This window comes from Curvibacter gracilis ATCC BAA-807 (genome assembly GCF_000518645.1).
In the GTDB taxonomy this organism is placed as follows: domain Bacteria; phylum Pseudomonadota; class Gammaproteobacteria; order Burkholderiales; family Burkholderiaceae_C; genus Curvibacter; species Curvibacter gracilis.
This window is the reverse complement of record NZ_JADZ01000013.1, coordinates 138,198-151,843: the sequence shown is the minus strand read 5'-3', so window position 1 is coordinate 151,843 and position 13,646 is coordinate 138,198. Positions and strand designations below refer to the sequence as shown.

Sequence of the window (13,646 nt, the reverse complement as noted above, 5' to 3'; positions counted from 1 at the left end):
CCCAAGGAGACCAACGAATGCAAGACAAGCATCAAAAGCCCTGGCTCACGCTGTGGCAGATCCTGCAGATGAACCTCGGGTTCTTCGGCATCCAGTACAGCTTTGGCCTGCAGCAGGCCAACATGAGCCCGATCTACAAGTACCTGGGCGCCGATGAGGGCAGCTTGCCGTTTCTGTGGTTGGCAGGCCCCATCACCGGCCTGTTGGTGCAGCCCATCATTGGCGCTCTGAGTGATCGGACCACGGGCCGCTGGGGCCGACGCACGCCTTACTTCATGGTGGGGGCGCTGCTGTGCAGTGTGGGGCTTTTGCTGATGCCGTTCAGCCCCACCCTGTGGTTTGCCGCCAGCCTGCTTTGGATCCTGGACGCCGCCAACAACGTGACCATGGAGCCCTACCGGGCCTATGTGAGTGATCGCCTCAACCCTGGCCAGCACGCACTGGGCTTTCTCAGCCAAAGTGCCTACACCGGCCTGGCTCAAACCCTCGCCTACCTGACACCGTCCCTGCTCGTGATGTGGGGGCTGGACAAGAATGCCCTGGGCGCCAATCACATCCCTCAGATCACCGTGATTGCCTTTGTGATCGGATCCGTGTTTTCAATCGCCACGGTGGCCTGGTCGGTGTGGTCCACACCAGAACTGCCGCTGAGCCCCGAGGCCCTGGCCGAGTTGCGCGCCAGACCCACAGGCTGGCGCGCCACCCTGCAAGAAATCGCGGCAGCCGTGCGAGACATGCCCGCGATGATGCGCCGCTTGTGGTGGATGAAGTTGTTCCAGTGGTACGGCATGCTTTGCTACTGGATCTACGTGGTGCCATGTCTGGCCCGCTCGGTGTTTGACACCACCGATGCCGACTCGGAGGGCTTTCGCGATGCGAGCCTGCTCAACGGCGAGATCGGGGGTTTCTACAACTTCGTGGCTTTTGTTTCAGCCTTCGCCCTGGTGCCTTTGAGCCGGCGCTTTGGCCCAGCCCGGGTGCACGCGCTGTGCCTGACCCTGGCCGGCCTGGGCATGGCCGCCTTGCCATCCTTGCAATCGAAGGTCTTGCTGTTCATCCCGATGCTGGGCGTCGGCCTGGCCTGGGCCAGCATCATGGGCAATCCGTATATCTTGCTCGCCTCCAGCATTCCGAAGGAGCGTGCCGGGGTGTACATGGGCCTTTTCAACATGTTCATCGTGCTGCCCATGATCGTGCAGATGCTGACGTTGCCGCTTTACTTCAACCCCTTGCTGGCCGGCGACCCGCGCAATGTGCTGCGCCTGGCCGGAGTGCTGCTGGTGGTGGCTGCGGGGTTTTCGTGGCGGCTTCACCGCCGACCCGGCTGAGCAGGGGTCTCAGCCGCCGCTCTGCCGCTTGGCCGCCCGTTCGGCCACGAAGCGGAAGCCGAAACTCAGAGCGTCTTCCATGGCCTGCTCGATGCCGTGGCGCTCTTTTTCGGTCAGGTAGAACATCAGGTCCACGTCGTGGCGCACGTAGCGCGCCGGCAGCCGGTTCAGCGCCACGCAGGCCACGTCGGCCAGCATGTCGTGGGTGAACTCGGGGTATTTCTCGGAGCGGTGGCTGACTTCCTCGAACACCAGCCGCTCGTAGAAATTGTGGATCTGCTCAAAGTCGGTGCTCATGGTGTTCTCCTTCTAGTCTGTTGGGGGCCTGCTGAGACGCCAGCCTCCGACATTAACAGCGAGGCCGGGCCACCACAAGACAGAAAGGGCCTGCCCCGGGGCAGGCCCAGGCCGCAGCCTCAGGCGGCCTGGCGGTCCAGGCCGAGCAGGCGCACCGCGTTGTCCTTCAGGATGCCGGGCATCACCTCGGGCTTGAAGCCGGCCACCTCGAAGTCCTTCATCCAGCGCTCGGGCGTGATCAGCGGGTAGTCGCTGCCGAACAGGATGCGGTCTTTGAGCAGGCTGTTGGCGTACTGGATCAGCTGCTTCGGAAAGTACTTGGGGCTCCAGCCCGACAGGTCGATCCAGACGTTGGGCTTGTGCGTGGCCACCGACAGAGCTTCATCCTGCCAAGGGAAGCTCGGGTGGGCCATGACGATCTGCATGTCGGGGAAGTCGATCGCCACATCGTCCAGGTGCATGGGGTTGCTGTACTCCAGACGCAGTCCGCCGCCGCAGCGCATGCCGCTGCCGATGCCGCTGTGGCCGGTGTGGAAGATGGCGGGCAGCTTGTAGTGGTTGATCACCTCGTAGATCGGCCAGGCCATCTTGTCGTAGGGGTGGTAGCCCTGCACCGTGGGGTGGAACTTGAAGCCCTTGATGCCGTGCTCGGTGATCAGCTTCTCGGCCTCGCGCGCGCCCATCTTGCCCTTGTGCGGGTCGATGCTGCCGAAGGCCATCATCATGTCGCTGTTGGCCTTGGCCGCCTCGGCGATCTCTTCGTTGGGGATGCGCTTGCGGCCCAGCTTGGACTCGCTGTCCACCGTGAACATCACCAAGCCGATCTTGCGCTCGCGGTAGTAGGCCACGGTCTCTTCGATGGTGGGGCGGCGGTTGCTGCCGAAGTACTTGTCGGCAGCGCGGTCGTACTCCTCGCCATAGTTGTCAAAAGGGTTCCAGCAACTCACCTCGGCGTGGGTGTGGATATCGATGGCAATCAGGTTCTTGTAGTCCATTGACGGTCTCCTGGGGTGGATAGAAACAAGGGTTTTCACCAAGATCAAAGCGGCTCTGTTGGCTTGAATTGGTTATTTTTTATAACCATAATCGATTCAACAACGGAACGCAATCATGAACCAGACATCCTCCCACCCCGACCTTCAAATCGAATTCCACGGCGAAGAACAGCAGGTGGCCGTGTTGCGGCTGACCCGCCCTGCCAAGCGCAATGCGCTCAATGACGGGCTGATCATCGCCATCCGCAATGCCTTCGACGGCCTGCCGGAAACCGTGCGCGCCGCCGTCATCGACGGCCAGGGCCCGCACTTCTGCGCCGGCCTGGACCTGAGCGAACTCAAGGAGCGCGATGCCGGCCAGGGCGTGCACCACTCGCGCATGTGGCATGCCGCCCTGGAGCGTGTGCAGCATGGCCCCGTGCCCGTGATCGCGGCCCTGCATGGCGCCGTGGTCGGCGGCGGCCTGGAGCTGGCCAGCGCCTGCCACATCCGCGTGGCCGACGAGACCACGTTCTACGCCCTGCCCGAAGGCTCGCGGGGCATCTTCGTGGGCGGAGGCGGCGCGGTGCGCATCCCGCGCCTGATCGGTGCGGCCCGCATGACCGACATGATGCTGACCGGCCGCGTCTACAACGCCGCCGACGGCGAGCGCATCGGCATGGCCCAGTACCTGGTGCCCGAGGGCACGGCCTTCGACAAGGCCCTGGAACTGGCCCTGCGCGTGGCCCAGAACGCCCCGCTGACCAACTACGCCCTGATGCACGCCCTGCCGCGCATTGCCGAGCAGCCGGCCGACCAGGGCTTCTTCACCGAAGCCCTGATGGCCGCCATTGCGCAAAGCGCCCCCGAGGCCAAGGACCGTGTGCGCGCCTTCCTCGAAGGCCGCGCCGACAAGGTTCGCAAGGACTGAGCCCACCCGCCCCACCAACCACCAGCGAGCAGAAGAACATGAGCGAGACAAACCAAGCAGCGGCCCTGGCCTCCGGCCCGGCCCGCTACCGCCCCCTGGAATTCGGTGTCACCCGGGTTCAGTTGCAAGACGGCCAACCTGGCACCCGCTACCTGCAAGCGGAACAGCCGCTGGAGGCCCATGCCGAGCGCATGACCGACCGGCTGCTGCACTGGGCGCAAACCCAGCCAGAACGCACCTTCATGGCCCAGCGCGTGCGCGACAGCCAGGGCCGCACCGGCGACTGGCGCCACGTGAGCTATGCCGAGGCACTGCAGACGGCAAGGCGCATCGGCCAGGCCCTGCTGAACCGGGGGCTGAGCGCCGAACACCCGGTGGTCATCCTCAGCGAGAACAGCCTGGAGCACGCCCTGCTGGCGCTGGGCTGCGTGTATGCGGGCATCCCGCACTCGCCGGCCTCCCCGGCGTACTCGACCGTCAGCCAGGATTACGACAAGCTGCGCCATGTGATCAACACGCTCACGCCGGGCCTGGTGTTCGCCACCGAGGGCAGCCGTTTCGCCAAAGCCATCGCAGCCGCCGTGCCGGATCGGGTGGAGGTGGTGCTGGTCTCGGGCGAGGTGCCGGGCCGGGCCCACACCGCCTGGAGCGATCTGATCGCCACCGAGGCCACCGACGCGGTGGATGCGGCCATGCAGGCCACGGGGCCGGACACCATCACCAAATTCCTGTTCACCTCGGGCTCGACCAAACTGCCCAAGGCGGTGATCAACACCCACCGCATGTGGTGCGCCAACCAGCAGCAGATGCGCCAGTCCATGCCGGTGCTGGCCGACCCCGAGCAGCCGCCCGTGCTGATCGACTGGCTGCCCTGGAACCACACCTTCGGCGGCAACCACAACGTGGGCCTGACGATCTACAACGGCGGCACGCTCTACATCGACGACGGCAAGCCCACCCCGGCCCTGATCGGTGAGACCCTGCGCAACCTGCGCGAGATCGCCCCCACGGTGTACTTCAACGTGCCCACCGGCTTCGAGGCCATCGCCAATGCGATGAAGACCGATGAGCTGCTGCGCAAGACATTGCTGTCGCGGGTGCGCATGTTCTTCTACGCCGGGGCCGCACTGGCCCAGCCGATCTGGGACGATCTGCACGCGGTGCAAGAAGCAGAGATCGGCGAGCGCATCGTCATGGGCACAGGCCTGGGCATGACCGAGTCGGGGCCTTTTGCCATCTTCATCACCAACCCACAGGTCAAGTCGGGCGATCTGGGCGTGCCCACCCCGGGCCTGCAGCTCAAGCTGGTGGACAGCGACGGCAAGGTCGAGGTGCGCTACCGCGGCCCCAACATCACGCCGGGCTACTGGCGCGCGCCGCAAGAGACGGCCGCCCACTTCGATGACGAAGGCTTCTTCTGCAGCGGCGACGCCGTGCAGTGGATCGATGACAGCAACATCCACCTGGGCCTGCGCTTTGACGGCCGCATCGCCGAAGACTTCAAGCTGGCCACCGGCACCTTCGTGAGCGTGGGCCCGCTGCGCGCCAAGATCATCGCGGCCGGTGCTCCGTACGTGCAGGATGCCGTGCTGACCGGGATCAACCTCAAGGAGGTGGGCGCCCTGCTCTTCCCGACCCCCGCCTGCCGCGCCCTGAGCGGCCTGCCGGCCAACGCCCCCTGGGCCGAGGTGCTGAGCAGCGCCCCGGTGCTGGAGAAGTTCCAGCAGATCATCGACGAGCTGGCCCGCCACGCCACCGGCAGCGCCAACCGCATTGCACGCGCCGCCCTGCTGGCCGAGCCGCCCTCGATCGACCGCGGCGAAGTGACCGACAAGGGCTCGATCAACCAGCGCGCCGTGCTCAAGCACCGCGACGCCCTGGTGCAAGCCCTGCACGAGGGCAGCCTGCCCCACATCTTCCAACCTCAAGGAAACTGACCATGGACATCCAAGGACAAGCCGCGCTCGTCACCGGCGGCGCATCCGGCCTGGGCGAAGCCACGGCCCGCGAACTGGCCCGCCTGGGCGCCCGCGTGGCCGTGCTCGACGTGAATGCCGAGCTGGCCGCCAAGGTGGCGGCCGACATCGGCGGCATCGCCTGCGTCTGCGACATCACCAACACCGACAGTGTGCAGGCCGCGCTGGACCGGGCCACCGAGGCCCATGGCCCGGCCCGCATCCTGATGAACATCGCCGGCATCGGCACCGCCAAGCGTGTGGTGCAAAAAGACGGCAGTGCCGCGCCGCTGGAAGACTTCAGCCGCGTGGTGACGGTGAACCTGATCGGCGCCTACAACATCAGCCGCCTGTTTGCCGCCCAATGCGCCAAGCTGAGCCCGCTGGAAGACGGCGAACGCGGCGTGATGATGTTCACCGCCTCGGTGGCCGCCTTCGACGGCCAGGTCGGCCAACAGGCCTACAGCGCCTCCAAGGGCGGCCTGGTGGGCATGACGCTGCCGATGGCGCGCGATCTGGCGCAGCACGGCATCCGTGTCTGCACCGTGGCGCCCGGCCTGTTTGCCACACCGCTGATGAAGCAGTTGCCCGAGCCCGTGCAGGCCTCGCTGGCAGCCTCCATCCCCTTCCCCTCGCGCCTGGGCAAGCCCGAAGAATTTGCCCAGTTGGCCTGCCACATCGTCACCAACGGCCACCTCAATGGCGAGGTGATCCGCCTCGACGGCGCCCTGCGCATGGCACCGCGCTGAAGCGCGACCCTGAAGCCTGATTCAAATAAAACGGAGACAACACACCATGAACAACCGTCGTCAATTCATCCAGGGCCTGAGCGCCCTTGGCGCCCTGGGCAGCGCCGGCCTGCTGGCCCCCAATGCCTTCGCCCAGCTGGTCGAACAGTGCAAGATCTTCTACGGCTTTCCGGCCGGCAGCTCGGGCGACAGCGTGGCCCGCCGCGTGGGCGAGAAGATGGCCGGCAGTGCCTTCAGCAAGAACGCCGCCGTGGTCGAGAACAAGCCCGGCGCCGGCGGCCGCATCGCCCTGGAGTCGCTCAAGCCCGCGCCCGCCGACGGCTCGGTGCTGGCCCTGTCGCCCTTCTCGGCCCTGGCCATCTACCCGCACATCTACAGCAAGATGAACTACGAGATGAAGGACTTCGTGCCCGTCTCGATCGGCGCCGTGATGCACCACGGCCTGGCCGTGGGCCCGCTGGTGCCGGCCAGCGTGAAGACGCTGAAAGACTTCCTGGCCTGGGCCAAGGCCAACCCCAAGGACGCCAGCTATGGCTCGCCGGGCGCCGGCTCCACGCCCCACTTCCTGGGTGCCCTGCTGGGCCTGAACAGCGGCGTGGAGATGCGCCACGTGCCCTACCGAGGCTCCATCCCCGGCGTGACCGATCTGGTGGGTGGTCAGATCGCCGCCATGCTGACGCCCAGCGGCGACTTCATCGCCAACGCCAAGGCCGGCAAGCTGCGCATCCTGGCCACCTCGGGTGAAAAACGCTCGCCCTTCCTGCCCGATGTGGCCACCTTCGCCGAGCAGGGCTTTGCCGACCTGACCACCGAAGAGTGGTTCGGCTTCTACGCCCCGGCCAAGACCCCGGCCCCGGTGATCGCGGCCGCCAACGCCGCCATCAACGCCGCGCTCAAGGAGAAAACCGTGATCGACAGCCTGGCCCTGGTCGGCCTGATTGCCCAGGGCTCCACCGCCGAAGAAATGGGCCGCTCGCAAAAGCACGAGTTCGAGCGCTGGGGCCCCCTGGTCAAGCGCATCGGGTTCAGCGCCGAATCCTGATCCGCGGATCCACCGATCCCAACCCGGGGCCTTCGGGCCCCTTGTTGTCTCTGCCACCCTCTTTTTCTGCACCATGTCTTCCTCCTACCAGCCCCGCCCCGCCGACAACGCCTTCTTGCTGTTCAACGTGCTGCAGGCGCCGCAGCAACTGGCCCCCTTGTCGGCCCTGACCGAAGCCGACCAGGCCTTGATGGAACAGGTGCTGGACGAGGCCGGCAAGTTTGTCGGCGAGGTGGTGGCCCCGCTGTCGCGCGAAGGCGATGAGATCGGCTGCCGCTGGGAGGCCGGCCGCGTCACCACGCCACCGGGCTTTCGCGAGGCCTACCAGGCCTTCTGGCAGGCCGGCTGGCCCGCGCTGGCCGGTGCCGCCGAAGACGGCGGCCAGGGCCTGCCCTGGGTGCTGGAGGGGGTGCTGTACGAATGGCTGAGCGCTGCCAACCACGGCTGGACCATGGCGCCCGGCCTGCTGCACGGCGCCTACGAATGCATCAAGCACCACGCCTCGGACGAACTCAAGGCGCGCTACCTGGCCAAGGTGGCCAGCGGCGAGTGGCTGGCCACCATGTGCCTGACCGAGCCGCATGCCGGCAGCGATCTGGGCCTGGTGCGCACCCAGGCCACGCCCGTGGAAGGTGGCGCCCTGCCCGGTGAGCACCGACTCAACGGCAGCAAGATCTTCATCTCGGGCGGCGAACACGACCTGACCGACAACATCGTGCACCTGGTGCTGGCCCGCCTGCCCGGCGCACCGGCCGGGCCCAAGGGCCTGTCGCTGTTCCTGGCGCCCAAATTCCTGCCCGACGGCACACGCAATGGTGCCCACTGCGACCGCATCGAAGAAAAAATGGGCCTGCATGGCAGCCCCACCTGCGTGATGCGCTTTGAAGACGCCACCGGCTGGCTGGTCGGCCAGCCCGGCGCCGGCCTGAACGCGATGTTCGTGATGATGAACGCAGCGCGCCTGCACGTGGCCCTGCAAGGCATCGGCCTGCTGGACGCCGCCTGGCAGAAGGCCGATGCCTACGCCCACGAACGCCGCCAGATGCGCGCCCCAGGGCCCCGCCCCGCCTCGCGCGGCGACAAGGACAGCGCCGACCTGCTGATCGAGCACCCGGCCATGCGCCGCATCCTCGATGTGCAGCGCGCCTGGATCGACGGCGGCCGCCTGCTGGCCTACCGCACCGGCCTGGCCCTGGACACGGCGCGCCACCACCCCGACGCGGCCGAGCGCGCCCAGGCCCAGCGCTGGTGCAGCCTGGTCACCCCGGTGCTGAAGGCGGCCTGGACGCACCAGGCCTTCTACGGTGCCAGCGAATGCCTGCAGGTGTTCGGCGGCCATGGCTACGTGCGCGAATGGGGCATCGAGCAGATCGTGCGCGACTCGCGCGTGGCCATGATCTACGAGGGCACCAACGAGATCCAGGCCATCGACCTGCTGCAACGCAAGGTGCTGCCTGACGGTGGCGAGGCCTTGGGCGCCCTGCTGCTGTCGCTTCGCGCCACGCTGGACGCCAGCCGCCCCTTCGACGCCGAAGTGCTGCGCCGCCTGGCCGAACTGCGCTACCTGAGCACCACCCTGGCCGCCGCCTGCGCGGCCGACCCACTGCTGGCCAGCCTGAGCGCCGACGACTACCTGCGCGCCGTGGCCCTGGTGCTGCTGGCCTGGGCCTGGGCCCAGATCGAGCACACCCCGGGGGCCGAAACACCACGCTGGCAAGGCCCGCTGCTGGCCCTGCAGCAACGGGTGCTGCCTGAGTTCGAGATGCGTCTGAAGATGATCCGCCAACTGATCCCGGCCACGCCCTTGCACCCGGCCTGAGTTCGCCCCCTCCGGGGCCGGATCAGGCCCCGGTGCAAGCCCTGCGGGTGCGCAGACTCACGCTGGCTCCATGGGCACGGTGGGCTGTTCGAAGCGGTCGGCCTGCGCCACCTCCACCCGGTTGCGACCTCGGCTCTTGGCCAGGTACAAGGCCTTGTCAGCAGCGGCCAGCAACTCACCCGGCAGTTGCCCATGCTCCGGGTAGGAGGCCACCCCGGCCGACAGCGTGATGCGCAGCCGCTGCCCCTCGATCAGCAAGGTCGAGCCGGCCAGGCTCTCGCGGTAATGCTCGGCACGCTCCAGCGCCGCTGCCATGGGCATGTTGGGCAACATCAGCAGGAATTCCTCGCCGCCGTGCCGACACACCACATCGCTGGCCCGCGAATCGTGGCTCAACAGAAAGGCCACGCGCCGCAACACCTCATCACCCACCGGGTGGCCGGCGTTGTCATTGACCTTCTTGAAATGATCGATGTCGATCACGATCAGCGCCAGCGGTTGCCCCTCGCGCTGGCAGCGGATCAGCTCACGGCCCAGCGTGGCATCCAGAAAGCGCCGGTTGAACAGGCCGGTGAGCGAATCCCGGTTCGCCTGCTCGCTCAGGCGCACCTGCAGGACCTGGTTCTCGGCCAGTTGACGTTGCAACGCCCGCTCGCTGTCTGTCAGGCGCATGCGGATCGCATGCAGCTTGCGGGTGCGCTCATTGGCACCATGGGCAAAGGCCAGCATGTAGGCCGACAGGGCCAGCATGCACAAGGCGGTCGGCCCAGGCGCCAGATCGGGCTGAAATTGAAAGCCATGCACCAGCACCGCCAGGGCCGCACCGCAGCACTGCAGCAGCACCGAAATGAGCAAGCCCCGGGGGCCTTTGAAGGCCGCCAGATTCATGGCCCCACAGACACACAGGGCGTAGGCCAGCCACAAAGGCGCCCCCAGCCAAGCCACCCAAAAGCCGATGGCCAGCGAGTCGAAGGTCATGGTGCGCAGCTCGAAGGCCAGGGGGTCGTCGGACAGGCGCGCAAACAGGTAGGCCAGCTGCGGATACAGCAAGAACTGCAGGCCCAGACCGACCCACCAGAACCAGGGCCAGGGGCTGGCCCACCACTGCCATGCGACCACCCCCATCACCGCCAGCCAGGACACTGCGCGGTTGCGGTAATTCATGCGTACCACCCAATGCGGCGGGCGTGGCGGGAAAGGCGACATGGGCAGCGGGCAGGCCAGATATCAGAATCGCCAACTGTATCAGTTGGTAACAAAACTCGCATCCATACCTACCCACCCCGCCGGGGTTAAACCAGAAAGCGCTGCGCCAACAAAGCCCAGTAAGCCGCCCCGCGCACCAGGTTGCGATCATTGAAGTCGTAGCCTGGGTTGTGCACCATGCAGGCACAGTGGCCGGCAAAGGGGTGGTCGGCCTCTTGCCCGTCGCCATTGCCGATCAGCAGGTAGCTGCCCGGCACCTTTTCAAGCATGAAGGCGAAGTCCTCACTCCCCGGCAAGGCCGGGGCCTGCAGGGTGACCTGCTGGGGCCCGGCCAGCGCCAGCGCCACCTCGCGTGCCAGTGCGGTCTCGGCGGGGGTGTTGACCAGCACGGCATAGCCGTGGCGGTAATCCACCAGGGCGGTGCAGCCGAAGCTGGCCGCCTGGGCCTGGGCCAGCCCGGTGATGCGCTCGCGCAGCAGGCGGCGCACCTCGCGGTCCAGGGCGCGCACGCTGAGTTTCAGGGTGGCCGTCTCGGGGATCACGTTGTTGGCCTGACCGGCGTGGAAGGCCCCGACCGTGACCACGGCCATGCCCAGGGGGTCGACGTTGCGCGACACCACCGTCTGCAAGGCCATCACCAGGCTGGCGCCGGCCACCACCGGGTCGGCGGCGCGGTGCGGCATGGCGCCATGGCCGCCCACGCCCTGCAAGGTGATCTCGACATAGTCGGACGAGGCCATGGCCGGGCCTTCGCGCAGGGCCAGGTGCCCTTGCGGGTAACCCGGCATGTTGTGCATGGCAAACACGGCGTCGCAGGGAAACTGCTCGAACAGGCCGTCCTGCATCATGCGCACCGCCCCGCCCAGGCCCTCTTCGGCGGGCTGGAAGATCAGGTTCAGGGTGCCGTCAAAGCGGCCCGACTCGGCCAGCAGCTTGGCCGCCGCCAGCAGCATGGCGGTGTGCCCGTCGTGGCCGCAGGCATGCATCACCCCCGCGTGCTGGCTGGCGTGCGGCAGGCCGCTGGTCTCGGTGATGGGCAGGGCATCCATGTCGGCGCGCAGGCCCAGCCGGCGCGTGCCGCCGCCGCGCCGCAGTTGGCCCACCACCCCGGTGCCGCCCAGGCCGCGTGTGACCTGGTAGCCCCAGCGCTGCAGGGCTTGGGCCACGCGTTCGCTGGTGCGGTGCTCTTCAAAACCCAGCTCGGGGTGCTGGTGGATGTCGCGGCGCCAGGCCTCGAACTCGGGGGCCAGGGCCTGGGCCCGGGCCAGCAGATCAGCGATGTCGGTGCTCATGGTCTGGGTTCTCACTGGGGCTGCAGCTGGATGGTTTTGGCCAGGGCCCTGAATTGGGCCGTGCCGTCGGTGTAGGCCTGGGCGGCCTCCTGCAGGCTCAGGGGGCGTGACACCTGCTGGCTCTGGGCCTCCAGCCCGGCGCGCACGGCCGGGTCAGACAAGGTGGCGGTGAGGGCCTTGTACAAGACCTGCACGACCGGCTCGGGCGTGTCCTTGCGCACGAAATAGCCGGTCCAGATCTTGTAGCTGAAGTCTTTCAGCGCCCGGCTCTCGCGCAGCGTGGGCACCTGCTTGAGGCCCTCCAGCCGCTCCTCGCTGAGGGTGGCGACAAACTTGAGCCGCCCCTGCTGCGCCATCTCGAGCTGGGCCTTGCCGAACACGGTGATGAAAATATCCACCTGCCCGCCCATCAGGTCCGTGAAGGCCGGTGCCGCGCCCTTGTAAGGCACATGGGTCATGGGCACGCCCAGGGTATGGGACATGTGCTCACCCATGAAATGGTAGAACGAGCCCGGCCCCACGCTAGCATAGGTCAGGGGGCGCCCCTCGCGTGCCATGCGGGCTGCATAGGCCGCCAGTTCGTCGCCATTGCTGACCGGCAGGTCGGCGCGGGCAATGACGGCCAGCGGGGCCACCGAAATCATCTGCAGCAGGCGGAAGTCTTCGCTCTTGAACTTGACGGCGGCGTTGGCCAGCGGCGACAGGATCAGCTCATTGGGCGAGCCCTGGAACAGCAGGTAACCGTCGGCCGGCGCGCTCAGGGTCTTCTGGGCCGCGATCGCGCCGCTGACCCCACCCAGGTTCTCCACCACCACGGGCTGCCCCAGGTGCTTGCCCAGCACCGTGTTCACCGTGCGGGCGATCACATCGGACACCCCGCCCGCCGGGTAGGGCACCATCAGTGTGACGGGACGCTGCGGAAAGCTCTGGGCCCAGCTGCCGCCAGCCAGGGCCAGGGCGGCCAGGGTCAGGCCGGTTTTCAGGGACGCACGACGAAGAAGCGATTTCATGGGGGATTTCCTTGCCATCAGGTGAGAGATGAGGAGCCCATGCTAGAAATGCTCACAAAATGTGTCCAATGCATAATTTTCCTGAAACCCATTCAACTGACTCATACAACTCCCATGGACCTGCGCCAACTCCAGCACCTGATCTGCCTGGCTGAAACGGGCTCGTTCAGCCGGGCCGCCGAGCAACTGCACCTGACCCAGTCCGCCCTGAGCCGCAGCATCCAGGCCCTGGAGCGCGCGCTGGAGGCGCGGCTGATCGACCGCCTGGGCAAACGCAACGAACTCACCCCCTTGGGCGAGGTGGTGGTCACGCACGGCCGCCGCATGTTGTTCGAAGCCGACGAGCTGAAGGAGAACCTGAAACGCCTGGCCCAGGGCGGGCTGGGCTCGCTGCGGCTGGGCCTGGGTTCGGGCCCCGGGGCCTTGCTGATGACGCCCTTGCTGAGTCACATGGCACGCGAGCACCCCCAGGTGCGGGTCAGCGTCTCGCGCGGGCCCACCGAACTGCAATTGCAGATGCTGCGTGAGCGACAGCTGGACGCGCTGGTCATCGATCTGCGCCGCGTGGTACCGGCCGATGATCTGCAGATCGAATCGCTGATTGAACTGCGCGCTGGCTTCATCTGCCGCGCCAGCCACCCCTTGGCCGGGCGCCGCAGCCTGGCCTTTGATGAACTGCTGGACTACCCCATTGCCACCACCCCGCTGAGCGACGAGGTGGCCCGTCTGCTGGTGGACCGCTATGGCGTGCAGGCCCACCCGGAGCGCCTGGCCTCGCTGCGCTGCGAAGACGTGAGCAGCCTGGTGGACACGGCACTGAACACCGATGCCATCTTCATGGGGGTGCAGGCTGCGGCCAGGGCGCACCTGCAGTCGGGGGCGCTGGTGGTGCTGCCCCTGCAACCGCCGCTGCAGGCCACGGCGCGCTTCGGCCTCATCACCTTGCGTGGGCGCACGCCCTCGCCGGTCATGCACCTGCTGCGCCAGTTTGTGGACCAGCACCTGTGCGAGTGAAAACAGGGTGAGGATCAGAGCGTCTGCGG

12 protein-coding genes are annotated in these 13,646 nt (G+C 67.1%); 7 read left to right on the top strand and 5 right to left on the bottom strand.

The genetic code is table 11. The annotated features are described in order from the left end of the window. Positions 1-17: 17 nt before the first annotated feature. Entirely contained in the window at positions 18-1,328 is a 1,311-nt protein-coding gene (locus L880_RS0111625) for an MFS transporter (protein ID WP_027475822.1), read from the top strand. A gap of 9 nt (positions 1,329-1,337) precedes the next feature. On the opposite strand, the gene L880_RS0111620 is transcribed toward L880_RS0111625, so the two are convergent. Both L880_RS0111620 and L880_RS0111615 read right to left on the bottom strand, forming a co-directional pair. Next, a complete protein-coding gene (locus L880_RS0111620) occupies positions 1,338-1,625 on the bottom strand; it encodes a late competence development ComFB family protein (protein ID WP_027475821.1) in 288 nt (95 codons plus the stop codon). Positions 1,626-1,744: 119 nt separating this feature from the next. Then, a complete protein-coding gene (locus tag L880_RS0111615; RefSeq protein WP_019574916.1) occupies positions 1,745-2,620 on the bottom strand; it encodes a 4-hydroxyphenyl-beta-ketoacyl-CoA hydrolase in 876 nt (291 codons plus the stop codon). 115 nt (positions 2,621-2,735) lie between these two features. Between L880_RS0111615 and L880_RS0111610 the strand changes: the two genes are divergently transcribed. The 5 genes from L880_RS0111610 (at position 2,736) to L880_RS0111590 (ending at position 9,095) form a co-directional block, all read left to right on the top strand. Beyond that, positions 2,736-3,530, top strand: coding sequence for a crotonase/enoyl-CoA hydratase family protein (locus L880_RS0111610; RefSeq protein WP_019574917.1), 795 nt, complete (start codon positions 2,736-2,738; stop codon positions 3,528-3,530). 38 nt (positions 3,531-3,568) lie between these two features. Then, positions 3,569-5,467: a feruloyl-CoA synthase gene (locus L880_RS0111605; RefSeq protein WP_051443256.1), complete on the top strand. Its 1,899-nt coding sequence runs from the start codon at positions 3,569-3,571 to the stop codon at positions 5,465-5,467. Positions 5,468-5,469: 2 nt separating this feature from the next. Then, a complete protein-coding gene (locus tag L880_RS0111600) occupies positions 5,470-6,234 on the top strand; it encodes an SDR family NAD(P)-dependent oxidoreductase (RefSeq protein WP_019574919.1) in 765 nt (254 codons plus the stop codon). A 46-nt stretch (positions 6,235-6,280) separates the two neighbouring features. Beyond that, positions 6,281-7,276 carry a Bug family tripartite tricarboxylate transporter substrate binding protein gene (locus L880_RS0111595; protein WP_027475819.1) on the top strand — a complete coding sequence of 332 codons (996 nt, stop codon included), beginning with the start codon at positions 6,281-6,283 and terminating at the stop codon, positions 7,274-7,276. Positions 7,277-7,349: 73 nt separating this feature from the next. Further along, positions 7,350-9,095, top strand: a complete 1,746-nt coding sequence (locus L880_RS0111590; protein ID WP_027475818.1) for an acyl-CoA dehydrogenase family protein — start codon at positions 7,350-7,352, stop codon at positions 9,093-9,095. Between the two features lie 57 nt (positions 9,096-9,152). On the opposite strand, the gene L880_RS32260 is transcribed toward L880_RS0111590, so the two are convergent. From L880_RS32260 to L880_RS0111575, 3 genes are all read right to left on the bottom strand, one after another. After that, positions 9,153-10,259 carry a sensor domain-containing diguanylate cyclase gene (locus L880_RS32260; RefSeq protein WP_169737752.1) on the bottom strand — a complete coding sequence of 369 codons (1,107 nt, stop codon included), beginning with the start codon at positions 10,257-10,259 and terminating at the stop codon, positions 9,153-9,155. Positions 10,260-10,387: 128 nt separating this feature from the next. After that, on the bottom strand, positions 10,388-11,593 hold the full coding sequence (locus L880_RS0111580) for a M20 aminoacylase family protein (protein ID WP_245615102.1): 1,206 nt from the start codon (positions 11,591-11,593) through the stop codon (positions 10,388-10,390). 11 nt (positions 11,594-11,604) lie between these two features. Next, positions 11,605-12,603: a tripartite tricarboxylate transporter substrate binding protein gene (locus L880_RS0111575; RefSeq protein ID WP_027475816.1), complete on the bottom strand. Its 999-nt coding sequence runs from the start codon at positions 12,601-12,603 to the stop codon at positions 11,605-11,607. A 114-nt stretch (positions 12,604-12,717) separates the two neighbouring features. Between L880_RS0111575 and L880_RS0111570 the strand changes: the two genes are divergently transcribed. After that, positions 12,718-13,617: a LysR family transcriptional regulator gene (locus L880_RS0111570; protein ID WP_027475815.1), complete on the top strand. Its 900-nt coding sequence runs from the start codon at positions 12,718-12,720 to the stop codon at positions 13,615-13,617. Positions 13,618-13,646: the final 29 nt, after the last annotated feature.

Bases quoted from the DNA above. Each gene is read 5' to 3' on its own strand.
- L880_RS0111625 (WP_027475822.1), top strand. From the start codon at position 18: ATGCAAGACAAGCATCAAAAGCCCTGGCTCACGCTGTGGCAGATCCTG.
- L880_RS0111620 (WP_027475821.1), bottom strand. From the start codon at position 1,625: ATGAGCACCGACTTTGAGCAGATCCACAATTTCTACGAGCGGCTGGTG.
- L880_RS0111615 (WP_019574916.1), bottom strand. From the start codon at position 2,620: ATGGACTACAAGAACCTGATTGCCATCGATATCCACACCCACGCCGAG.
- L880_RS0111610 (WP_019574917.1), top strand. From the start codon at position 2,736: ATGAACCAGACATCCTCCCACCCCGACCTTCAAATCGAATTCCACGGC.
- L880_RS0111605 (WP_051443256.1), top strand. From the start codon at position 3,569: ATGAGCGAGACAAACCAAGCAGCGGCCCTGGCCTCCGGCCCGGCCCGC.
- L880_RS0111600 (WP_019574919.1), top strand. From the start codon at position 5,470: ATGGACATCCAAGGACAAGCCGCGCTCGTCACCGGCGGCGCATCCGGC.
- L880_RS0111595 (WP_027475819.1), top strand. From the start codon at position 6,281: ATGAACAACCGTCGTCAATTCATCCAGGGCCTGAGCGCCCTTGGCGCC.
- L880_RS0111590 (WP_027475818.1), top strand. From the start codon at position 7,350: ATGTCTTCCTCCTACCAGCCCCGCCCCGCCGACAACGCCTTCTTGCTG.
- L880_RS32260 (WP_169737752.1), bottom strand. From the start codon at position 10,259: ATGAATTACCGCAACCGCGCAGTGTCCTGGCTGGCGGTGATGGGGGTG.
- L880_RS0111580 (WP_245615102.1), bottom strand. From the start codon at position 11,593: ATGAGCACCGACATCGCTGATCTGCTGGCCCGGGCCCAGGCCCTGGCC.
- L880_RS0111575 (WP_027475816.1), bottom strand. From the start codon at position 12,603: ATGAAATCGCTTCTTCGTCGTGCGTCCCTGAAAACCGGCCTGACCCTG.
- L880_RS0111570 (WP_027475815.1), top strand. From the start codon at position 12,718: ATGGACCTGCGCCAACTCCAGCACCTGATCTGCCTGGCTGAAACGGGC.